Raw genomic sequence first — 24,142 nt, forward strand, 5'->3', positions numbered from 1 at the left:
AGGAGCGTGTTGATTACATGGAAGTATTAAAAAACGATGTGGAAATCAATGGGCAGCACCTGAAGGCAGTTCTGGGGGTTGGGTCAAATAAAAATGATGTAGAGATAAAAGGCGCTTTTAAACAATTTGGAGCGAATGTTGTCCTTAATGGTATCGATCTGGAGGTGAAACAAGGAGAGTTACTCACTCTTCTTGGGCCTTCGGGGTGCGGAAAATCCACGACCTTGAACCTCATTGCGGGGTTCCTTGATGCAGATCGGGGTGAAGTCCATATTAAGGGCAATAATGTTACGAAGGTTCCGCCTTATAAACGAGATTTAGGAATGGTTTTTCAAACTTATTCGCTTTTTCCTCATATGACAGTCTATGAAAATCTCAGTTTTGGCTTGAAATTACGCAAGGTCGGTAAAGCTGAGCAAAAAAAGAAGATAAGTAAAGCGCTTGAATTAGTGAAAATGTCAGGATTGGAAAATCGTTATCCAAGGGAATTATCAGGAGGTCAGCGTCAGCGTGTTGCGATTTCCAGGGCACTTGTAGTGGAACCGGAGCTCCTTTTGCTTGACGAACCGCTTTCAAACCTTGATGCAAAGTTGCGCCATGAACTAAGGGCCGAAATAAAGCGTTTACAAAAGGAAATTGGCGTAACGACCATTTTTGTGACCCATGATCAAGAAGAAGCTCTTTCCATGTCAGATCGAGTCGTGGTCATGAATGCAGGGAAAATTGAACAAATCAGTACCCCAACTGAGATTTACAATCATCCCAAGACAGAATTCGTCTTTCAATTCATCGGAAAATCGAATTGTTTTGAAGGGAAAGTGTCTGCCGTGGACAAGCGGAAAGTATCAGTCAAGATCGGTTCTGATATTACTCATGTCGACGCAGATAATATCATGGGAAATGATAGTGATTTGAAAACCGGAGATGAGGTGAAGATTTATATTAGACCAGAAAAACTGCACATCCTTTCTATTGATGAAACTTCCTTATCTACTTTGGATTACCATCGTGCCAGGATTAGCCAAATTAACTATCTTGGTACCTCATGGGAAATCAATGTTCTATTACAGGGGAAAAGTATTCAAGTATTGACTCCTGCTTTCGATTCATCATGGCAAAATGGAAGTGAGGTGTTGATTGGATGGAGCCCATCAGAAGTTATGCTAGTCAAGAAATAGAACAGGAAACGAATCCTATTGAGCCGCAAAAGGAACCTAAATTCAAGAAAAGGAAAGTCTGGCTGCCTGGATTACTCCTTTTAACGCCGATTCTGCTATTCATATTTGGTTTCTTCGTCATACCGATGTTATACATTTTATATTTAAGCTTCATATCCACTGATAATCTTGGAGCTGCTGATGCAGTATATAGCCTAAAAAACTATACACAAATCTTTTCCGATAGCTACTATTTATCTTCTTTATGGCTGACTGTCAAAATCAGTTTATATTCGGTCCTGGTTGCTTTATTTCTTGGATATCCTGTAGCTTTGACGATGGCCAAAAGCTCGCCGCGGACCAGAGGGTATATCACGCTCTTGATCGTATCACCGCTTTTGGTAAGTATAGTCGTCCGTAATTTTGGCTGGTACCTCTTGCTATTGCCTAACGGAACGATTAATCAAACCTTGATGGCCCTTGGCATAATAGATGCACCATTGAAACTATTGTTTTCGGAAATCGGAGTTGTGATTGGCCTTTCCAATGCTTATCTTCCTTTCATGATCTTATCCATAGTTGCAAGTCTTTATAATATTGATCCTTCTCTGGATAAGGCAGGAGCGATACTTGGGGCAAGCCCATTCAGAAGGTTCTTTTCCATTACATTGCCGTTAAGTATTCCTGGTATCGTATCTGGCTGCATTCTCGTATTCAGTTTGTCAATGAGTGCTTATGTTACGCCTGCATTAATGGGGGGAGCCAATGTGCCCGTGATGCCTGTTGTCATCTATGATCAAATAAATAATTTGCTACATTGGACATTCGGATCTGCTCTTTCTTATATTCTATTAGCAACCACTGTCATATCAGTAGCTGTCTTTACCAGAGCGTTTGAAAAAGGGAAATTCAAGGAGGTATTCCGATGATGAAAACGTTTGGAGGCCTTCGGATTGCCGTAGCCGTGTTGGCCATTATCTATATCTTGATACCGCTCATTGTCGTTATTCCCGCTTCTTTTACAAGTGCCAATTATCCAAGTTTTCCGGCTGAAGGCTTCTCGCTGAAATGGTATGCCAAGATCTTGGAGCGACCTGAATTTTTGGAAGCATTTTTGAATAGTGCGAAGTTCGCAGCATTAGCTGCCCTTTTCTCCGTCATATTCGGAACTTTGGGAGCCCTTGGCATCGCAAAGTATGATATACCAGGAAAATCGTATATTACGGCCCTTTTAACTTCTCCATTAAGTGTGCCGCAATTAGTCTTAGGGATTGCACTGTTAATGTACTTTACACCAATGATGCTTGCCGGTACATCTACAGGATTTTTAATTGCCCATATCGTCATTTGCATACCATATGTTATGCGGCTCGTATTAACCGGTTTAAGTGGATTTGATTATAATCTCGAACGGGCCGCGGCCATACTTGGAGCGAATCCACTAACAGTATTCATGAAAGTGACACTGCCGCTAATTGGATCCGCGGCCATCTCAGGGGGATTATTCGCATTTTTGACATCATTTGATAATGTAACGGTCTCGCTCTTTATGGTATCACCTGAGATGAGAACGCTGCCGATCGAGATTTTCTCGCAAATGCAGGATGCCTACAATCCAATCGTTGCATCCGTGTCAAGCGTGGTTATTTTCATATCAGTCCTTCTAATCGTCATACTTGAAAAAATTCAGGGTGTTGGAAAAGTTTTTGGTGGTTCCCATCATACAAACGGTTAATAAGGATTTTAGTGATGTGACAATCGATCCTGCTGACCAAGTTCGGATTTTATCCAGAAAAAAATCAGCTAAACGTTCCATTCAAATGATCCAAGCACCTTTTAGCAGCCAAAAGTGGTGCCGTTAGGATAGGGACAGAAGGGTTAACTTGCTTTGCGACATGCTCCATACTATATTGTGAAAGCAAAATCACTTCTGTCTTTCCATCCAATTGTTCCACCATCTTTTTTATTCGATCGTCATGTTCCTTTCTTTTTCCTTGAGATAATAAATGGATGACCCCTGGATCTACCAATGATTCGATCAAACAGTCCGGATTCTTATTCAATAAATAATTTTGAAGGGCGACGGGCGTTTCTTTTACGGTTGAAACCAGGCCGATGCTAGTATATCGAAGTGCTTCATCAAGCATGGCCTCATCTGAACGAAATAACTTTACAGAATAAAGAGGTTGTAAAATTGAAGTGATGTCATTAAAAGCAGAGCAAGTAAGTTGGATGCATGAAACGCCAGAATCATGGGCTAAACTCACTAATGATGAAAAGCGGCGGATGATTTCCGGAGTTAACTTGCCGCTCTTTTCCATCAAGGCGAGAAGGCCCGTGTCCATGAAATGAAGGAGTTCAATGTTCGGAGCAACTGTCTGAAATGCCATTTCAATTGGTTTTAGTGCAGTGGTGGTTGCGTGAATAAGTGCTATTTTCAATAAAAACCCTCCTTTTTTATTTCATTATATCTAGCAGGATAATAGGATTCCATTATATTACATCAAAGAAAGGAAGTGAGAATTATGGAGAAAGAAGCCCTGGACGATCTTAGTCAGGTAATTCCAAGTGATAGAATGTACCTTGATTTGGCAGAAAGGTGTTGTTATAGCTATGACGCTTCTTTTGGGGAATATTTACCTGAAATCGTTATACAGCCAAAAAACGCGGAGGAAATCAGTGAGGTGGTTAAATTGGCTAATACTCACAAAATACCTGTTTACCCTAGAGGATCCGGAACTTCGCTAAGTGGCGGCCCTTTACCTGTTAAAGGGGGGATGGTTCTTGATATGACCCTTTTACGGGATAAATTGATCATTGATCGGGAAAATATGCTTGCCATTGTCTCTCCAGGTGTGATCACGGCAAATATCCATAAAAAGGCTGAAGAAGCCGGCTTGTTCTATCCGCCTGATCCAAGCAGTTCCAATGTTGCCACAATTGGCGGAAATCTATTGGAAAACTCTAGCGGGCCAAAGGGATTGAAATACGGAACGACAAAAGAATATGTGATAGGCCTGGAGGTGGTCACACCTACGGGAGAAATCATCCGCACTGGCGGAAAGACTGTAAAGAATGTAACAGGGTATGATTTGACACGATTGATCGTAGGGTCGGAAGGTACCTTGGGCATCGTTACAGAGGCAATCATTCGCTTAATTCCAAAACCGCAATCAAAACATACATTTGTCGCCCACTTCAATCATTTGATCGACTCCGGTCATGCCATTACCAGCATTTTATCGTCAGGAATCCTACCATCAGCCATGGAGTTAATGGATAACGCGTGTATCCGTGCTGTTGAAAGTTATCGTCCTTCTGGATTGCCTCTTCAAGCAGAGGCCATTCTGATCATTGAAATAGATGGGCACCCTTTGGCGATTGAGGAGGAAATCAATAAGTGCGCCAATTTATGCCGGGCTGAGGGTGCTTCCTACGTCAAGATTGCGGAGACAGAGGAAGAACGCCAAACGATTTGGAGTGCGCGTAAATCGGTTTCCCCTGCCATTACACAAATGGGACCTACAAAGATTTCTGAAGACGCAACTGTTCCGCGCAGTCAAATTCCGGCGATGATGGAGAGATTAAACCAAATCCGGGAAAAATACGGATTGAACTTGGTTGTATTTGGTCATGCCGGCGATGGCAATTTACATCCGAACATCATTACTGATAAACGAAATATTACGGAAATGAAAAAAGTGGAGCTTGCAGTCAGTGAAATTTTTGAAGCGGCAATAGAACTAGGAGGAACTCTTTCCGGAGAACATGGAATCGGTACATTAAAGTCACCATATATGGAAATGGAATTAGGTATAACAGGGGTGAATATGATGAAAAAAATTAAAAAAGCATGGGATCCCAATAATATCATGAATCCAGGAAAGGTTTTTCCTGATAAGGGCCAGACAAGGGTCGTGTTGGTTACATGAATCTACCTGTTAAATCCAACGAGACAAATGAAGCGGTCCAAAATTTATATTCAGATGCCTATGATTGGACAAACCAATGCGTAAAATGCGGTTATTGTTTACCAGCATGTCCTACATATGAATCAATGGGTGTAGAGTCCGCTTCTCCACGCGGCCGAATCAATCTAGTGAAACTGGCAGCCGAAGGGAAAATAGATTTCCACAAAGATTTAGCTGAACCGATCGACCTTTGCTTGGGCTGTCGTGCTTGTGAAACCGCATGTCCAGTCGGTGTGCCATACGGACATATACTGGAAGCGGCAAAAGAAGCGATTGAAGCCTCTCCATCAGCGAACCAAAAAAATAAAATGACGAAAATCAAAAAACTGGCATTGGTTCATCTTTTTCCATATCCAAAACGAATGAATAGGATTGGGAGTGCAGTCCACCTCTATCAAAAAACGGGGCTATCCAAACTTATCCGTTCATCGAATGTACTGCAAAAGGTTTCCCCTGCCCTTGCACATTTAGAACAAGCACTTTCTCCTATCGAGTCGTCCTCCAAACGAATCCGGACAGGAACGATAATACCGGCAAAAGGGGAAACGAAATTAAGAGTGGCATTTTTTGCTGGGTGCATCATGGAATCCATGATGTCTCGAATCAACCGTCTTTCCATCGAGCTGCTCACCATTGTGGGCTGTGAGGTCATTCTCCCTGAAAATCAGAATTGCTGCGGTGCACTGCATTCCCATCAAGGCGAAATAAAACAAGCAAAAGCATTGGCGAAGAGGAATATCCAAGCCTTCATGCAATCAGATGCTGATGTAATTGTAAATAACGCAGGAGGCTGCGGTGCTTCGCTTCTTGAATATGGACACCTATTGGCTGATGATCACGAATGGGCTGGGGCGGCAAGGGCATTCTCGGAAAAATCAAAAGATATCAGTCAAATTCTTCATCAATTGGGGCCACTTCCCTTTACTGAAGAATGGCAAGGCATCGTTTCCTATCAAGATTCATGTCATTTACGCAATGTTCAAAAGGTCCAAAAGGAACCTCGTTTATTATTGCAATCCATACCAGGTGTTTCCTATGTGGAAATGGAAGGGTTTGACCGTTGCTGTGCATCTGGAGGCATTTACAATCTTCTTCACTTTAATGAATCCATGAAGATACTGGATGAAAAAATGAAGAACCTAAAAGATACAAAAGCCACTGCAGTAGTGACCGTTAACCCTGGCTGCCAAATGCAAATGAGCATTGGCATTCAAAGGGAGGGAGCAGCAAACCAAATCAAAAGTATGCATCTTGTTGAAATACTTGCCAAGGCTTGCGGCTTGGATTGACCAAAGAGAAACTGAAACTTTATAGAATATTAAACGTCAGTATTTCCTGATTCATTGGGAATTACTGATGTTTTAATTTTTCTCCATTAAAGATGAAGGCGAAAATATCTTTGTAGATCAATGATACAGAGGATATCTGCGGATGAAAATAGCGATTTATGTTCATTAAATTGAAAATACAGCAGACCGGTAAGAAATTTAACTATATTAAGATATGGAAAAGAGTATAATAAGTAAAGTAATAAACCATTCTTGGTAATGGATTATTGTAGTATCGGATTTACATTTTACTATATCCGATATTTACATAAAGACAGAAGGAGAAATGATTCATTTGAATAACAAAGAAATAAAAGGTATCGAGTTACCTGCCAACTATGAGGAATTAAAAAAATCTGCCAATCGCAAATCTAATTGGAGAGAACGTTTAGATGCGATCGAAGAGTTAGGTCAGTCAAAAAATAATCAAGTAATCGATATTCTCAAACATATCATGAATAGTGATTCTGTATATAAAGTTCAAGAGTCCGCATACCGTCAACTGAAAAGATTAGGCGAAGATGTTCAATTGCCACCAAGGAAAAAGGGCGAATTGGTTAAAGGATTAACCAAAATCTTAGTTAGGATCAAGAAGAGTTTACCAGAAAATCACTCATATGCTGAATTCAAAGAGAAACTTCAGAAAATGAGAATGGATATATATGACACCTATGAGGGTGAAAAAGGGGCAGACTTTGATAAGTGGCTTGAAAATACCTGGTCTGCTTTATCGAAAAGATAAAATTTATTCAAAAGGAAAACAAATAAGATTGGATGAAGGAGCAAAATCTTTGCTCCTTTTTGTTTACCAATAAAATAGGTATACACTTATATCCTCCCCTTTAATTTAAACATTGAATGATACACTCTCTACATACAAAGATTAAATGACTGTGAGTCTTTAAAGCATAAATCAGGAAAAACCACATTTCCCATGTGCTCAGCCCGCGCTAGAATAATTCTATTCTATTTATTCCCTATATAAACACATTTTTTTTATAAATCAACATAATGTTATTAATAGAATGAATGAACTCATTGGAGACCAGGAGGAAGACAATTGAATCAAATGTATACGATCCTTGAAGAGGTTCAATCGACCTCCATGGAGTGTGTATTGGCTACCATCATTCATGTGGAAGGTTCAGCATACTTACGTGAAGGTACCTCCATGCTTATAAAAAAAGATGGTTCATCTCTAGGCATAATTAGTGTTGGGTGTATCGAGGAAGACCTTATTCTTCATTCTTGCAGAGTGTTCGAAAGGAAAAATACAGAGACCTTTGTATATCACATGGAAAGTGATGAAGATCTAGAATGGGGTATTGGAACAGGTTGTAACGGAACTATTTATATATTACTGGAGTATGTGGACCATAAATTAAAAGAACATCTTTCATATGTCTTGGCTTCCATTAAAGAAGCTAAGGTAATCGTTCATCAAATTGAGCTAGATGATGATTGGAACGTATTGGGGTATTCTTTCCGACCAGAGGATGAGAATCACAATGCCCCCAAAGATAAAGATGTTAGCTTTATTTATATGCAAAAGATTATACCTAAACCTCGTTTAATCATTTTTGGAGCTGGATGTGATGTATATCCAGTTGTCACAATGGCTACCTCAATAGGGTTTTTAGTTACTGTTTGCGATTGGAGGTCCGAGCTTTGTAACGAAAATAATATACCCGACGCAGTTAGCCATATTGTAGGATTCCCAACTGAAATTATGGAACAATTATCTTTTAAAAAAGATGATTATGTTATCATCATGACTCATAACTTTCAGAGAGATAAAGAAATACTTTCACTAATGATGAATCAGTCATTATCCTATATAGGCATTTTAGGTTCCAAAAAACGTACAGCCAGTTTATTTGACACGAAAATCCCTAATAATATACACTCACCTATCGGTTTATCAATTGGAGCAAACGGCCCATTCGAGATTGCTGTTAGCATTATAGCTGAATTAATTCAGCATAAAAGAATGAAGGAACATCCGGAATGAAAATAACTGGGGTATACTTGGCCGCTGGCAATAGTTATCGAATGGGTACAAATAAATTAACCTTGCCATTAGGAAATAAAGAAATGGGAAGATGGGGATTAGAAAAAGCGGTTCTATCTGAAATTAACGATATTATCATAATTTCAAATCATTTAAACCACCTGGATTTATCAGGTTTTTGTTCTGAAAAAATAATTACGGTCGAAACTAAAGAACCTGGAGCAGGTCAATCCCATTCACTCCAAACAGGTATACGATCAGCAAACAAAATACATGCGGACGCCGTAATAATTTTACTTGCTGATCAGCCCTTTATAACAACAAATATGATAAACAAACTCATCGAAATATACAAAGGAAACCCTAATTACTCCTTTGTTGCCTCTAGTTTTCATGGTTGTATACGACCTCCCATACTTATTGACAAAGACCTCTTTTCCGACATTCACCTTTTACGAGGAGACCGAGGAGCAAGACAGATTCTAATGGCGAAGAAAGAACAGGGGATACTTGTTCCTTTTTATGAGGAAAAATGGTTTGTTGATATTGATAATATGAAAGAATACCTTTTTTGGAAAAACAAAATAGATAACAATTAAATAAGAATAATAATGAAAATGAGGAGACTATATGGATATTATCGGAAAAGGGGTAACTCGAAAAGATGCCTGGGAAAAGGTGACTGGGCAGGCGATTTACACAGGAGACCGCGAAGAAGTAAAAACACTCCATGTTAAAAAGGTAATTAGTCCTTATGCACATGCCCTTATTAAAAATATTAATCTAACCAAAGCTGAAAAAGTTCCAGGCGTTCGCGCAATCATAACAGGTGGGAATTTACCACTAACGGGAGAAGAAATCAGGGATCGGTACCCCATAGCTCTAGATAAAGTCCGCTATCATGGAGAAGTAGTAGCACTTGTTGTTGCTGATACAATGAAACAAGCAAAGATTGCAGCTGACAATATTCAAGTTATCTATGAACCTTTAGCCGTTGTCAATTCACCAGCAGAAGCCTTAAATCCCAATTCCCCTCTACTCCACCCAGATTTAGATACCTATAAAAAAATATCCGAGGTATTTCCCGAGCCAGGCACAAATATAGCAAACCGAACCAAAATCAGAAAAGGTGATAGAAAAACAGGTTGGCAAGAGAGCGAAATCAATATTGAGGAAAAGTTTTCTTTTTCGCCCTCCGACCATGTAGCCATGGAAACAAGATGTTCTTTAGCGGAAATTCACTCAGATGATAAGGTCATTATCACTTCTTCTTCTCAAGCTCCCTTCATGATCAAGCGTTTGATAAGTGATTACTTTGATGTTGAAATTGGAAACGTCATAGTAAACACTCCACTTGTTGGAGGGGCATTCGGTGGTAAAGCCTCGGTCCAACTTGAACTATTAGCTTATATCGCGTCAAAGGCCGTTAATGGCAGGCTAGTAAAAGTTGAAAATAGTCGTGAAGAGGATATTTTGACATCACCTTGTCATATTGGATTAGATGCTACAATAAAATTAGGTTGTACAAAATCTGGTTTGCTAAAGATCGCAGAGATGACGTATTTATGGGATGGGGGAGCATATGCCGACAAAGCTACAGATCTAAGCCGTGCTGGAGCTGTAGATTGTACCGGACCTTACAATATAGAAAATATTTGGTGCGACTCTCTCTGTATGTATACAAATCATCCATATGCCTCGCCTTATCGAGGTTTTGCCCATTCAGAAGTTCTGTTTGCTTTTGAGCGGGCCATGGATTCTCTTTCAAAAAAGCTTGGAATGGATCCACTTGAACTTCGTGAAATGAATGCGATACTCCCAGGGAACTCCACCCCAACACAAGTTAAATTGAATTCGAGCACGGTAGGTAATCTTCCTAAATGCATACAGGTGCTTAAGAAAAAAATGAATTGGGAAGAGGGCCAGTTAGTAAAAATAAACGACAAGATAATAAGGGCAAAAGGGATCGCTTGTATTTGGAAAACTTCAACGATCGATACCAACGCTGGATCTGGTGTCATATTAACCTTTAACCCTGATGGCAGTGTAAACCTTATTTCAGGAGTAGTAGAAATCGGTACAGGAACGAAAACGATATTAGCACAGATTGTATCAGATAAATTAAAGGTCTCAATTGATCGTGTAAACGTTCAGATGAAGGTAAATACACAAAATACTCCAGAACATTGGAAAACGGTAGCAAGCCGTGGAACATTAATGGCAGGAAGGGCTGCGATTCAAGCTGCGGAAGATGCTCTTTTGCAAATAAAGAAACTTGCTTCTTGTGTATTACGAGCTCCAATTGAAGACATCGTCCTTGGCAAGGAAAGGGTCTTTATGAGAGGGGAACCGAATATAGAAATTCCTTTCAAACGGCTAGTGTATGGGTATACATATCCTGACGGAAGCACGATTGGAGGACAAATCATCGGTAGAGGGCAATATACCATTCCACATATAACAAATTTAGATCCCGATACAGGTGCTGGCAGACCAGGTCCTGAATGGACTGTTGGCGCACAAGGGGTAGAAGTAGAGTATGACATAAATGAATATACTTACAAGATAGTAAGGGCAATATCTGTCATTGATGCAGGAAAGGTTCTGAATCAAAAAACTGCCGAAGGACAAATAATGGGTGCAATGAGCATGGGCATAGCATTTGGGGGGCGTGAAACATTCTATTTCGATCACCTTGGCAGAGTATTAAACCCTCAACTCAGAACCTATAGACCGTTAAGATATGGAGAAAACCCTGAATATATTTGTGAATTTGTAGAGACACCACATTTAGATGCCCCATATGGCGCAAGGGGCCTTGGAGAACATGGGCTTCTTGGTATGCCAGCTGCTTTAGGTAACAGTTTATCTTTGGCTGCGGGGATCCCTTTGAACCAGTTGCCATTACTTCCTGAACTCATTTGGAGGGGGAAGAGAGGGAGAAGAGATTAATGTTACCTTATAATTTTGATTATTATAAACCTCAATCGATAAAAGAAGCGATTGAACTTTATCAACTATTAAAATTACAAGAAAAAAAACCTATGTATTATGGTGGAGGGACTGAAATTTTAACATTAGGACGTTTAAATTTTATATACACCGATGCGATTATTGATTTAAAAGGGATTCCCGAATGCAATGCATTCGGGTTTCAAGACCAAGAACTGATCATTGGCTCAACATTGAGTTTACGTGCAATCGAAGAAAATAAGCTATTTCCGCTATTATCGAATACTTCAAAAGAAGTTGCTGATTATACATCAAGAAATAAAATCACTATAGGTGGAAACATATGTGGTCAAATTTTTTATAGAGAGTCAGTTCTTCCATTTTTATTATCAGATAGTACTGTCATTATTGCAGGACCAAAAGGAACGAGGAAAGAATTTATTAATGAAGTTTTCCATAAAGAGCTACGACTTGACGAAGGGGAATTTCTCGTACAAATTGTAACAGAAAAAGAATATCTGAAAGCTAAACACATTAGTGTAAAGAAGAGGCAGCAATGGAAAACGGGATATCCGCTTTTAACAGTTGCCTCATTAAAAAAAGAAGGATTTATTCGATTTGCATTCAGCGGGGTTTGTCCATATCCTTTCCGGTCAATTCAAATGGAAAACAAACTAAATGATAAGAGTTTATCTTTTAAAGATCGAATTTTAAGCTCCTTTGAGTTTTTACCAACTCCAGTTTTAAACGATATAGAAGGATCCAATGAATATAGATTATTTGTTTTAGAAAATACCCTTTCATACATTTTGTCATATATAGGTGGTGAGGAACATGAATAGCCATTCGGCGGATCGTAAAGTTACCATTCAATTAGAAATAAATGAAGAACGGTATGAGAGGGATATATTGGCATCGGATATATTGCTAGATGTTCTCCGAGATAAAATTGGACTTACGGGAGCTAAACCTGGATGTTTAAATGGAGATTGCGGCGCTTGTACGGTGATAATGAATAAACAGCCAATGAAATCCTGTTTAATGTTAGCCATTGAAGCAATTGATTCAGAAATCCTTACAATAGAGGGCCTCAAGAATACCCCGATTCAAAGAGCATTTGTGGAACATTTTGCTTTTCAATGTGGGTATTGTACATCAGGATTTATAATGATTTGCCAGGCTTTACTCCTTAATGACAGGAACCCAAGTCCTGAAAAGATTGAAACATGGCTTTCTTCGAATATTTGTCGATGTACCGGATATAAAGAAATTGAAAAAGCAATATATTCAGTAATAGAAAATGTAAATAAAAAAAATCAAACAAATCAGTGACATTTGCCCGTTTATATGAATAAAATGCCTACATGGGGAGTGGTGATATTGATTGAAACCTGTGTAGTTAATTCAGAAAAAAAAGTAATTCACTCCTTTCAGCGTAATCTCGAAATTACAACAGCCATCCTATTATTAACTGGACAAATTACAATCATTGGCGTTTTTGTAAGGTCAGGAAGGTTTGGTCTCTCTTTAGGTGGGCCTCTTTTTGGGGGCCATCGTATCGAAGGGAGGGACCACTCGCAAGTGGGAAATCTTTTTATCGATATATTGGACATCATTATAGCTATATTATTAATCAATGATGCCATACATGTGACAGGAATATTTATTTCGTCTGGTGATTTTTCAATTAATGTTTCCGGTCCTATTTTTGGTTACCCTGAAGTTGTCCCGGCCTTGCCAATTGAAGATTATAATTTTTTTAATACGATTGTAAAGAAGCATTATAATGTTCCATCAGAATTATTAACTACATTAAAAGGGAATGAGTAAAAATGTCATTAACAGATATTCCTACAATTAAAAGTTCGAGAAACAATGCCTTTCTAATAGCCATTCCCATTATTATCTTCATATTTTTCTTCACTCAGCAAAAGTCCACAGATGTCTAACAACTTTGATACCTTTAGAGTAATAAAGGTTTTTATCATTTCAGAGGTGAGGCCTTTTTATAGCTTTACCTTTTTTTGTTGTGCTTTTTGATGTTATATAGGATAGAGATGGAAGCAAATAAATTTCGGACAAAGAATTGAAGGAGTCCATATCCACGATAAATCCATTTTGAATAAACTTTGGATAAAAACCTAAAAACACAAGCATTAAATAGCAAACTAACATAGAAATGAGAGAGGGAATTTGATAGTAATTCCATATAAACTCTCTATTAGTTTTATTTTATCAATCGTCTATTCCCGAAGAAATCCCCTTTCAAGCCAGGAACTATGACCTGGCTGAATGCAAAAAGGTTTCAAAATACTTTATTCAGGAGGTAGATAAAAGTGGAAAAGAAAAAAATGATAATAAATGGAAAGATCGTATCTTATATCGAGAAAGGCAATGTTAATGATCCCCCAGTTCTTTTATTGCACGGGGTACCTGAGTCCAGCCTTTTGTGGAAGGAAATGATTCCATGCATTGTGTCTTGTGGGTTTAGAACCATTGCACCTGATCTCCCAGGATTCGGCCAAAGTGAACAGTTTGATGAATCCTCAACATGGGAAAGATATGAACAGTTTGTATCGGATTTTACAAGGGAACTTAATCTAGATAAATTCCACCTTATTGTACATGACTGGGGCGGACTTATTGGACTGAAATGGGCATGTGATCATCCAGAGAGAATACTAAGTCTCTTTGTTTCAAATACAACCATATCAGTAGATTATAAGTGGCACTCACTTGCTCAGATTTGGAGAACACCAAATGTCGGAGAGAAAATAATGAAGCGCATGTCAGATGATCCCCAAGCTCAAACTGAATTGAAGAAAACGATTCCGAACATAGTTGACGAAATTCTGGAAGATTTCTTTCATGTCTTTAGAACACCCGAATCTTGTAAAGTCATCTTAGATCTATACCGTTCAGGAAATATAGAAAAGGTAAAATCGTACAATCAAAAACTAAATCAGATCAAAATACCCGTCACAATAATTTGGGGAGAGATGGATCCTTATATACCGTTTGAATTTGCCTACAAGCTCCAGAAAGAAGGTCTCCCACATGCACAGGTTCACATTATTCAAAATGCCGGGCATTTTATCCAAATCGAAGTGCCTGATAAAGTGAATTCTTATATAAAACAGCATTTTAAAAACGTGTAAACCTTTTATATAATATAGAGAGGGGGAGAAGCGGATGAAACATCAGCATTCCCCTTTTCGAACGTAACAATACTTTATGAATAATGTTATTGTATTATTAAAATAAGTACCTATAAAATAGAGAAATAAAGTAGTGAGTCTTTCACATTAACGCTACGAGAAGTTAAGTATGACCAATGCTAATATGTTGAGAGATAATAATAGAAAAAGGCTATGTGCATTATCAGGAGCTGATTTGCAGCTCTTTTTCTTTTGCAACTATGGGGTAGAATGGTTTAAGAAAATTATTATACATAAATTATATAATTTGAGGAGAGAACAGATGAAGACTAATAATATTGATTATATTGAACTTTGGAGACAATCCATGGTAAATCATTATGGTAAAGTCCCGAATCGACTAAAAGATGATGCAGCAGAAGAAGCTTTTTGGTCATCCATGGTTGAAAGGAAAAAACAACATAAAGCGGACCCTTATACTAAACAAGTGCACCAAGAGTTACTGCCATTATTAAATCGCGAAGACCATGTATTGGAAATCGGTCCTGGCTGGGGCAATTACACCTTTGATATTGCAAAAGAGGTCAGGAAGCTAACTTGTATTGATAGTTCTAAAAGCATTATCAGTTTTTTGGCATCTCTGGCGAATGAAAAAGGTACCGAGAACATGGATTTGATTCATGATAAGTGGGAAAGTGAGACGAAAAGGGATAAATATGATGTAGTATTTGGTTTTAATTGTTATTACCGTATGATCGATATCGGTCACACCTTATTAAAAATGAATGAGTCAGCAACCCGTTTAGTGATAGTCGGTATGACGACAGGACCAGAAAAACCTCATTATATGGAATTGGAGAAACGAGGATATACAATCAATTTAAGAAAACGGGATTACATACACATCTTGAATGTATTGTATCAACTAGGAATACTGGCGGACTGCAAGATCGTGAAATTGAAAAGTAAAAAAATCTATTCTACATATGAAGAAATGATTCGTGATAATACGACAAAAATTCTCGATGAACAATTTTCCTATGATGAAGTAAAAACAATCCTTAATAAATATGTTGTGGAAAAAGAAGGAGTTTTTGAATACGAATATCCGTTTCATGCAGCTTTGATGTATTGGAATCCTAAGGAATTTTGAGTAATCCAGTATCATTGTTTTTTTCTCTTTTTGGGGATCTTCAGGAAAAAAGGTATTTTTTTGTTAATATTCGCAAAATATACTGAACATGCCCCCAAAAAAAACAAAGAAATTCGGAGAGTGATTGATAAATGAAAGAAATATCCGAAAAGAGATTTTGTGAAACATGTAAAAAGGAGACAGTGCACACAGTAAGGGAAGATGCATTAGAAATAGAATATTCATGTAATGAATGCAATCAGCACCAGGAGATTTACAAAACATTTTTTTAATAATATTCAATTAATTTGAAGGGAGTTTGAACATTCATTGATCCAATTGGTGGAAAGTTTTAAAATTATGAAGGACCCAGGAAAACAATGCCAGCCACGTTTTGGCTTTTGAAAAAAGATGGTATCACAAATGACGCAGGACTTATTTCAGATAGGTTCTAATCCTTTGGAAACAAAACAAATTAAGAGCCATTCATTCCATCTACCACTATAAACGAAAAGTTTAGTTTATACAGGGAATCGTTGTAGAGCACAAGGTTTCAGCGATTTTTCAGCGATTGATGGGAAAAGCGGGATAACATCCAAAGAAAAGGAATGGCGTTTCTTTGGATGGGGTCACTTTTTCATGCGAACTAAGCTTTGTGTATGTTTTATCTAAGGACCCATTTAGACAATCATTTAAAAACTGAACATAGGTAAATTTCTAAAATTCATTCCAACGGCATGCAATATGTGATATATTGCATACTACATATTGGTATTTTGAGGAGGAAATAGCCGTTGGTACATTCAGATTCAACTCAAAAAATTAAACGTACTTCTGTACGTGAAGAAGCCTACATAATCTTGCGGAATTGGATTGTCCAGGGAACACTTACGCCAGGTCAACAATTACGTGACAAAGAATTAGCCGAACAATTAGGAGTAAGCCGTACTCCTATAAGAGAAGCACTATTAAGGCTCGAGGATGAGGGGTTTGTGGAGACCAAGCCGAGCCGTTCAACTATTGTTTCCCCTATTCGGTTCGATGGAGTATTAAATATATATTCTATTGTTTGGACACTGGAAAAGTTAGCTATGGAACAGGCTTTTGATATCTTAGAAGAAAAACACTTAAATGAGATGGAAGTCATCAATCAGGAAGTGAAAAAAGCAATTGTCGAAGGAAATCAATTAGCTGCCGTCCAGAAGGATAATGACTTTCACTCCATTTACATCAATCTTCCAGTGAATGATGAATTGAAGCGGATTCTATCTGGACTAAAACAAAAACTTATACGAATAGAACTGTATTATTTCAATCAGGTAATTGGTGTACATCTTTCCGGTAATGAGCATGATCGGATCATACAGGCATTAAGACAAAGAAATCTCTCGATGGCCCTTGAAATGATAGAAAAGAATTGGAAAGAAAGTTATTTTAGGATTCAAGCCCATATGGATCGTGTAAAAGGTGGGGAAGAAAAAAATGAGTAATGATACTTTAGTCGATGTATCACCTTCAAGAAATAAAGGGATCGCTCTAGTACTTACCGGCGCTGCATTATGGGGAGTATCAGGAACGGCAGCCCAATATCTATTTCAACGGCAAGGTTTCAGTCCTGAGTGGCTCACGGTGGTACGCTTATTGCTTTCAGGCGTAATCTTATTGGGGATTGCTTTTAAAAATGAAAGAAAACAGGTTTTTGGCATTTGGAAAACTAAAAAAGATGCGCTTCAAATTATCCTTTTTGCCATTCTGGGAATGCTCGCTGTTCAATACACATATTTTGCAGCAATTGAACATGGCAACGCAGCCACTGCCACTGTCCTTCAATACTTAGCGCCGGCCCTGATCACTTGTTATTTAGCCATTCATTCCAAACGTTTTCCGACCATTACTGTGAGTGTAGCTGTGATCATAGCGATTTTAGGCACTTTTTTGCTTGTAACGGGGGGAAGCATACGTACACTTTCCATATCCGGGTGGGCAGTATTTTGGGGAGTAACATCAGCCTTTGCATTGGCTTTTTATACTTTGCAACCTTATGAACTCCTTTCAAGATGGGGTTCAATGATTGTTGTGGGATGGGGCATGTTGATTGGAGGCATTTGTTTTAGTATGGTCCATCCTCCTTGGGCATTTGAAGGCAATTGGACTTTACCTTCTTTTTCAGCGGTTTTGTTCATCATCATTTTCGGTACGATCATTGCCTTTTATTTTTATTTGGAAAGTACGAAATACATCACAGCTTCGGAGGTAAGTTTATTTGCTTCGGTTGAGCCATTATCCGCAACCTTTATATCCGTTATCTGGCTGAATGTAACATTCGGTTTTGCCGAGTGGCTTGGCACACTTTGCATTATAAGCACCATTACGATTTTATCGATAGCAAAAAGCAAGTAGTTCCAATTATCAACAACTGGAGTATAAATAAAATTAAACAATAAAACTAATAAACTACCATGTAATGTTCACGGATACTAAAGTTGTGTGATAAATAATAAAGTCGTTAAAAAAACATAATGCTTGTTTAAAAATTGGGCTTTTTTTTTGCCCTCTTTTCCATATCATGTATAATAAACCATGGAATAATTCTATACACATGCAGTATGGAGGAAGAAAAATGAAGATAATAGAGCTACCAATCGAATTTGAATTTAATAAACAACAAAATCACATTTATCCTAACTTAATTATATTGAATAATGAACTGACTTTGGTCGATACAGGGTATTCAAATTCCTTACCTTTAATTGAAAATGAAATTTTAAAAAATGGATATGAAGTGAAGAATTTAAAGAATATAATCATTACTCACTATGATGGTGATCATATAGGCTCCCTATATGATTTCAAAGAAAAGTATCCTTGGATTAACATTATAGCTAGTGAAAGTGAATCAAAATACATTAGTGGTGAAATGAAGTCAGAGAGATTGGTTCAAGCCGAAGAAATGCTAGAAAACATGCCAAATAAAGAAATCGAATTTGGTAAATGGTTTATACAGCAATTAAAGAATTTGAAGCATGTTTCGATTGATGAAAAGGTAAATGATGGTGATATGATTTTAGATAATAATTGTAGAGTAGTAGCAACACCAGGGCATACATCAGGGCATATTTCATTGTATTTTCCAAGTTTAAAAAGTGTAATTACAGGAGATGCAGCTGTTAATGAAGGTCAAGAATTGATCATTGCTAATCAAAACTTTTGTTTAAATGTCGAGAAAGCCCAACAATCTTTGAGAAAGGTTATAAATCTTAAAGCTGAAACTTACTATTGTTATCATGGAGGGAAATTTACTTTATAAATTTGGGGGTTAATGTCGATTTGAAGCAAAGTTTAACCGTTTATTAAAAGATGGACCAGTATTATTTGCACTCCAATTTTTCATTATTACCTATCAGGAAAGTTGAAGTAGGGGCCAAAAAAAAGCGATATTTATCTAACATAAAAAGCGGGCGACAAAATAATATTAACAGTTCATTTAAAGGGTGCGATTCTTGAATAAAGTTATTTTCTCAATGAACGGGTGCAATAGTCGCCATGGCTTTTGATGATTACCAATCCCCAATTTAGAAATTTTAAAAATGTGGTGTTTCACTATACAGAAGACCAGTCTGTTGAACCGGACTGGTTTTTTTATATCAATACTCTTTATTTATATATGGAGTATTCTTTTGAATAGGCTTTGTTAAACATTATTGTAGATTTTTAAATAGAATATACCACTAATTGTGGTCTTCATTGGGACTTAGGATTTACTCATACTTCACTTCTGTATTTTAGGATATCTTCCAGATTGACAGTCCAACCCCTTACATATTGCCTTTAAAGTCGAACATCTAATAGCGTCTGCCTTTCCATTTTTCAATATAGAAAGATTAGCCATTGTTATTCCAACCCTCTTCAAAACTTCTGTCACTTTTTTTGTACTTCTAAACCAAATCCTTTATTTGATTAGCGACTTCTTTATTTTTGTTAAAAACTTTATGAAAACTAAAATGAATTTTTTCGTTCATTTAACCAAAACATAAAATAGCTTAAACATACATTTTGCATATATTTCTTTAAAAGTTTCTTCTTCTTTTTTATTATTTAAATACTGCTGATTATAAATGATCAGAAATGATTGTTTGAAATCACCTAAAAGGTGGAGTGAAAAAAGTGGAAAATCATATTACTTACCTTCTAGAACATTATGGGTACTTCGGAATAATATTTGCTTTAATCGGAGGTATTGTAGGGCTTCCTATACCCGACGAGGTGCTTCTTACATATATTGGTTACACTGTGTATCAGGGTAAATTATCTTACTTAATTTCGATAGTAAGTGCCTTTGTAGGAGCAACAGGGGGGATTTCGCTTAGCTACTTCATTGGTAATAAATTTGGGTTGCCTTTGTTAGAAAAGTTTGGACCAAAAATTCACATTACCGAACAAAAAATTAATGCAACCAAGAAATTATTCAGGAAATTCGGACCCTATTTTTTATTTTTTGGTTATTTTATTCCTGGGGTTCGGCACCTTACAGCGTATATAGCAGCTGTCAATCGCTTCCCATTTAGAAAATTTGTTATTTACGCCTATACTGGTGCATTAATTTGGTGTTTTACTTTTATCACTCTAGGAAGAATATTAGGGGAAAATTGGACCAATGTTGAAAAATATTTGTCAACATACAGGATTTATTTAATTATAAGTTTATTGGTCCTTTCAATATTAAGTTATTTTTTATGGAAGAGAAGAAATCGATAATGAAGGGGTATTTCATAAAAGTCGCTTCTTTAAAAGAATAAAATTCCAGAAACCGTTAAAAAATTCAACTTGTTTTTTATTACGAATCTTAAGGCAAGTGTGTTACTTGCTGGCTTCTGTATTTACCAGGATAGTTTTTCCTCTAATATTTATGAATAGCGGAAGAATATAAAGAAAATGCTACATAAATGCGGAGATTGTTCGACGTCAGGGGGGACTTCCTTGTTCAATCAGATAGTTAAAGCTGTACCCAATTTATTTACGATTGGAAATTTATTGTGCGGTGTACTCTCAATTACTTATATGATGAGTGGCTTTTTGCAAGTAGCCGCCGTTTTTATTTTCTTTTCGGCTTTTTTAGATCTTCTTGATGGAAGGATTGCAAGAAAATTAAAAGTGAACAGTGAATTTGGCGTGGAATTGGATTCCTTGGCTGATATTATTAGTTTCGGAGTTGCTCCCGCAATTCTATTTCATTCGATAGCAGCACCATCAATTTTAACGTCTTTGGCATTTATCCTTTTCCCAACTATGGGAGCATTAAGATTAGCTAAATTTAGTGTTAATCCAACCATTGGGTATTTTAAAGGATTGCCTATTCCAGCAGCTGGATTACCATTGGCTGGCATGGGATTCTTTTTATATAGCAATGCGTGGATTACCTTAATACTCGCGTTCTTAATGGTAAGTCCAATTAGGGTAAAAAAACTATAATTTCGTTATCCTTTGTAAAAAAGCTAGTAACCTTTTTAGAAAAGGATACAGCTTTTTTATTTTATCCATAAACCTTTTTGATCCCCTAAAACAAGATTAGGATTTCATTGACATAGAAAATGATTTCATTATTTGTAATCAGATCTAAAGTTGAAGAAAAAATTCACCCTAAAGTTTCTTTTAATAAAAAATGGAGGCATTTATATGTCATACTTAATAACTGTATATGAACAGCACAGTTATCTGATATTATTCATTGGGATTTTTCTAGAACTCATGGCTCTACCAATTTCAGGTGAATTTTTAATGAGCTACGCTGGGTATTTTGTTTTTCAGGGAACAATGAATTACCCTTTGGCACTCCTGACTGTCTTTGTTGCAGGAGGTGGGGGAATAACTGCAACCTATTGGATTGGTAGGGCAGGTGGGTATAAACTAATTGAGAAATATGGAAGGTATATCCATATGGGGCCGGAAAGATATAAAAAAACCTCCGCTTGGTTTGAGCGTTCAGGCAGAAAATTATTGGTCTTTGCTTATTTCATTCCAGGAATTAGGCATTTCAGTGGTTACATTTCAGGGATTTCTAGAATGCCGTTTCGAAAATTTATTATTCCAGCTTATATAGGTTCATTTTTATGGGGATTTTGTTTTATAACTCTAGGAAAAGTATTGGGACCTCGCTGGGAGGCCTTCCATCATTCAGCAAGTAAATATTTCATTATTTTTATTATTATTTTCGGGGTATTGTTAGTTGGGTATTTCACTTATCGGTTTTATAAAGTTCAAATTAAAAACTTATTTATTCATGTAATTAAATGGTTAACAAATCGACTAAAAACCATAAAAAAAACAGAGATCTTTCTTATTTTTCTCACTTTAGTTTTAATCGGTATGGTGACCTTGATGCTGGGGATGGCTCAAGACTATTTATATAATGAGTTTACTCAGTTTAATGAAATTGCTGTATATATAGTGGATTCTTCAATATATATGAGTTGGATGAAAGGGTTGTTAGTATTTCAATCCCCTTATGTACTTGGAGTAATTATTGGTGTAACGGTCATCCGCATTTGGAGGAAGAGAAGGAATAGGCTGCTTGAGTATCTTTTACTTATCGTTTCGATTTTAGGAGCTAGGCTGTTTCATGAATCAATTATGCAGATTTTTTCCTATCTCCAATCATTACGGTTCGTGGGGAAGTATCATTCCTCAAATTTTCCTGATATAAATGCCACTATTACAATAATCATTTATGGAACATGCTTATTTTTACTTATTCGTCATTCGAAAAAAAAATATACTTCCATATTCGTTCCATTAATTGGGTTATTATTATTAGTGTGGTTAACAATTGCAAATATTGCATCGACCGAATTACTTCCAAGTGATATTCTGGGTGGATATGTATATGGCGGTGTCTGGATATCATTTATCTTCTTGTTGTTTGAAATGTTAAGACTTGTAATAGAAAAGTATTGAATTGAAAATACATATTCCTGTATTCGAGGATGAAATTCAGTTTGAGGGTAATAAAGTCATAGTAGAACATAACGGTAAATCAGGAATAGAAACCTCATTGTAATCTGGAATCGACTTGATTTTATTGGGTGTTATGTTGCCTGGGTTAAATGGAATGTAGGTACTAAGGAAAGCGGGTAGACCAGCTCTTTCTAAATTCTCTTTAAATATTTTGTGAAATCCACGATGATTTAAAGCTTAGTTTTTTGATTATAAAAGGTCGGTTTACTATTATGTTTGTTACTCAATAAGAATTTCTTAATAGTCTTGAAATACCGTTAAGGAATTGGGATTAAGGGAGAGGGGTGTTTTTTTCCCTTTTCCTCGAATTTGAGCCTTTTTAAGCCTTTATAGCTGATTCCACCAAACCCAGTGTTTAGAACATAAATTAACAGGGAGGAGTTAATTTGAAGAATTTCCAAATATTCAAAGGTATTCAACTGATTATGTCCTGAAATAATAAGAATAATTGCAGGAGAAACCAAATGAAAAACAATAAATTGTATCGAGTAATTATCGCTATTTTTATAATTGTCTTAATGGTCGATCACTCGGTCTATGCAATGGAATGGGAAGATGGAGAAGTACCAATAAGCTAAAATTGAGATGTTACCTTGGGAGATTGTAAACAACAATAAAACAAATTTCACCATTATTGATATTGAAACTGGTTTATCATTTAAGGTACAACGAAGAGTAGGTAGCCATCATGCCGATGTACAGCCACTAACCAAGAAGATACTCAAATCATGAAGAAAATTTATAATAATAAATGGAGTTGGAATAGAAGAGCCATTATTGTATTAATCAATAATCAAATGATTGCTGCATCTATGCACGGAATGCCACATGGTGCTGGTGCTCTACAAAATGGTTTTTCAGGTCATTTCTCTGGAAGCATTACGCATCGGGTTTGAAAAACGAAGATCTTTCTCATAAATTAATGGTATTGAAAGCGGCTGGTAAGCTTGATGATTATCTACAAACGGTAATGAACTCCCTCAGTTTAATAGATAATGCTCACGAATACTCGCTTATTCGCAGGATTTCATACCACATGGTATAGGTTGCTTTAGATGAACGAAAGAGATAGGACCGTTTTGATAAGATGAGGGCAGATTGAAATAGGGGATTTATTAAAAATCCCAAATTATTACATATTCTGCACGCATTTTCCACGCTGCCCCTGGAGGCTTTCCCTCCCATGTCTCAACGGGTCATAATCCTATGCCCTTTCATTCCTTCGTCATGCCTATCCAAGGGGTGGAGGCCGGTTTTGCTAACGGAACGGGTCATTGCCCTTTTGTTCATTACATCCAGTACTTCGTGCTTTCTTTGAAATCCTACGAATAAGCCAACTTTCATTAATAACAATGTGAATGTAAATTTACGCTGCTAGTTGTTCAAGAGGGAAGACCATTTCCGGTTTATAGGCAGAGCCAT

General features: G+C 37.1%; 21 protein-coding genes and 2 pseudogenes. 21 read left to right on the forward strand and 2 right to left on the reverse strand.

The features are described from left to right. Positions 1-17 precede the first annotated feature (17 nt). From N9I19_RS08460 to N9I19_RS08470, 3 genes are read left to right on the forward strand one after another with little or no spacing between them, the layout of a single operon-like run. Positions 18-1,178: an ABC transporter ATP-binding protein gene (locus N9I19_RS08460; RefSeq protein ID WP_317777507.1), complete on the forward strand. Its 1,161-nt coding sequence runs from the start codon at positions 18-20 to the stop codon at positions 1,176-1,178. Then, entirely contained in the window at positions 1,142-2,086 is a 945-nt protein-coding gene (locus N9I19_RS08465) for an ABC transporter permease (protein ID WP_317777508.1), read from the forward strand. The genes N9I19_RS08460 and N9I19_RS08465 overlap by 37 nt, the downstream gene beginning before the upstream one ends. Next, positions 2,086-2,892: an ABC transporter permease gene (locus N9I19_RS08470; protein ID WP_089362330.1), complete on the forward strand. Its 807-nt coding sequence runs from the start codon at positions 2,086-2,088 to the stop codon at positions 2,890-2,892. Before N9I19_RS08465 ends, N9I19_RS08470 begins: the two co-directional genes overlap by 1 nt. A 64-nt stretch (positions 2,893-2,956) precedes the next feature. Here N9I19_RS08470 and N9I19_RS08475 read toward each other — a convergent pair whose 3' ends face one another. Further along, positions 2,957-3,598 carry a hypothetical protein gene (locus tag N9I19_RS08475; protein ID WP_317777509.1) on the reverse strand — a complete coding sequence of 214 codons (642 nt, stop codon included), beginning with the start codon at positions 3,596-3,598 and terminating at the stop codon, positions 2,957-2,959. Positions 3,599-3,682: 84 nt separating this feature from the next. On the opposite strand from N9I19_RS08475, the gene N9I19_RS08480 reads away from it, so the two are divergent. The 14 genes from N9I19_RS08480 (at position 3,683) to N9I19_RS08545 (ending at position 19,016) form a co-directional block, all read left to right on the forward strand. Further along, on the forward strand, positions 3,683-5,089 hold the full coding sequence (locus tag N9I19_RS08480) for an FAD-binding oxidoreductase (RefSeq protein WP_317777510.1): 1,407 nt from the start codon (positions 3,683-3,685) through the stop codon (positions 5,087-5,089). Continuing rightward, positions 5,086-6,417 (forward strand): (Fe-S)-binding protein, encoded by a 1,332-nt coding sequence (locus N9I19_RS08485; protein ID WP_317777511.1) that lies wholly within the window; start codon positions 5,086-5,088, stop codon positions 6,415-6,417. Before N9I19_RS08480 ends, N9I19_RS08485 begins: the two co-directional genes overlap by 4 nt. A 334-nt stretch (positions 6,418-6,751) precedes the next feature. Continuing rightward, positions 6,752-7,198, forward strand: coding sequence for a HEAT repeat domain-containing protein (locus tag N9I19_RS08490; protein WP_176431848.1), 447 nt, complete (start codon positions 6,752-6,754; stop codon positions 7,196-7,198). 327 nt (positions 7,199-7,525) lie between these two features. Next, positions 7,526-8,467: an XdhC family protein gene (locus N9I19_RS08495; RefSeq protein ID WP_286140792.1), complete on the forward strand. Its 942-nt coding sequence runs from the start codon at positions 7,526-7,528 to the stop codon at positions 8,465-8,467. Beyond that, positions 8,464-9,066, forward strand: coding sequence for a nucleotidyltransferase family protein (locus N9I19_RS08500; RefSeq protein ID WP_317777512.1), 603 nt, complete (start codon positions 8,464-8,466; stop codon positions 9,064-9,066). The genes N9I19_RS08495 and N9I19_RS08500 overlap by 4 nt, the downstream gene beginning before the upstream one ends. A 31-nt stretch (positions 9,067-9,097) precedes the next feature. Further along, a complete protein-coding gene (locus tag N9I19_RS08505) occupies positions 9,098-11,419 on the forward strand; it encodes a xanthine dehydrogenase family protein molybdopterin-binding subunit (protein ID WP_317777513.1) in 2,322 nt (773 codons plus the stop codon). Then, a complete protein-coding gene (locus N9I19_RS08510) occupies positions 11,419-12,261 on the forward strand; it encodes an FAD binding domain-containing protein (protein ID WP_317777514.1) in 843 nt (280 codons plus the stop codon). The genes N9I19_RS08505 and N9I19_RS08510 overlap by 1 nt, the downstream gene beginning before the upstream one ends. Then, entirely contained in the window at positions 12,254-12,751 is a 498-nt protein-coding gene (locus N9I19_RS08515; RefSeq protein WP_089362235.1) for a (2Fe-2S)-binding protein, read from the forward strand. The genes N9I19_RS08510 and N9I19_RS08515 overlap by 8 nt, the downstream gene beginning before the upstream one ends. A 42-nt stretch (positions 12,752-12,793) precedes the next feature. Further along, positions 12,794-13,249, forward strand: coding sequence for a hypothetical protein (locus N9I19_RS08520; protein ID WP_411730419.1), 456 nt, complete (start codon positions 12,794-12,796; stop codon positions 13,247-13,249). A 506-nt stretch (positions 13,250-13,755) separates the two neighbouring features. After that, positions 13,756-14,577, forward strand: a complete 822-nt coding sequence (locus N9I19_RS08525; RefSeq protein WP_317777516.1) for an alpha/beta fold hydrolase — start codon at positions 13,756-13,758, stop codon at positions 14,575-14,577. Between the two features lie 322 nt (positions 14,578-14,899). Continuing rightward, positions 14,900-15,730 (forward strand): methyltransferase domain-containing protein, encoded by an 831-nt coding sequence (locus tag N9I19_RS08530; RefSeq protein ID WP_317777517.1) that lies wholly within the window; start codon positions 14,900-14,902, stop codon positions 15,728-15,730. Positions 15,731-16,503: 773 nt separating this feature from the next. After that, positions 16,504-17,199 (forward strand): GntR family transcriptional regulator, encoded by a 696-nt coding sequence (locus N9I19_RS08535; RefSeq protein WP_317777518.1) that lies wholly within the window; start codon positions 16,504-16,506, stop codon positions 17,197-17,199. After that, on the forward strand, positions 17,192-18,109 hold the full coding sequence (locus tag N9I19_RS08540) for a DMT family transporter (RefSeq protein WP_317777519.1): 918 nt from the start codon (positions 17,192-17,194) through the stop codon (positions 18,107-18,109). Before N9I19_RS08535 ends, N9I19_RS08540 begins: the two co-directional genes overlap by 8 nt. A gap of 220 nt (positions 18,110-18,329) precedes the next feature. After that, complete coding sequence (locus N9I19_RS08545; RefSeq protein ID WP_317777520.1) at positions 18,330-19,016, forward strand: MBL fold metallo-hydrolase; 687 nt, start codon at positions 18,330-18,332, stop codon at positions 19,014-19,016. Between the two features lie 455 nt (positions 19,017-19,471). Here N9I19_RS08545 and N9I19_RS08550 read toward each other — a convergent pair. Beyond that, positions 19,472-19,655: pseudogene (locus tag N9I19_RS08550) on the reverse strand (helix-turn-helix domain-containing protein). Between the two features lie 218 nt (positions 19,656-19,873). On the opposite strand from N9I19_RS08550, the gene N9I19_RS08555 reads away from it, so the two are divergent. From N9I19_RS08555 to N9I19_RS08570, 4 genes and pseudogenes are all read left to right on the forward strand, one after another. Beyond that, a complete protein-coding gene (locus N9I19_RS08555) occupies positions 19,874-20,464 on the forward strand; it encodes a DedA family protein (protein ID WP_317777521.1) in 591 nt (196 codons plus the stop codon). A 222-nt stretch (positions 20,465-20,686) separates the two neighbouring features. Next, entirely contained in the window at positions 20,687-21,178 is a 492-nt protein-coding gene (gene pssA, locus N9I19_RS08560) for a CDP-diacylglycerol--serine O-phosphatidyltransferase (RefSeq protein ID WP_125160816.1), read from the forward strand. A 204-nt stretch (positions 21,179-21,382) separates the two neighbouring features. Then, complete coding sequence (locus N9I19_RS08565) at positions 21,383-22,660, forward strand: VTT domain-containing protein (RefSeq protein WP_317777523.1); 1,278 nt, start codon at positions 21,383-21,385, stop codon at positions 22,658-22,660. Between the two features lie 639 nt (positions 22,661-23,299). After that, positions 23,300-23,681 (forward strand): annotated as a pseudogene (locus N9I19_RS08570) (hypothetical protein); the annotation flags it as partial. Positions 23,682-24,142 lie beyond the last annotated feature (461 nt).

Origin of the sequence: Peribacillus sp. CSMR9, assembly GCF_033141925.1 — a bacterium.
Taxonomy (GTDB): Bacteria; Bacillota; Bacilli; order Bacillales; family DSM-1321; genus Peribacillus; species Peribacillus simplex_A.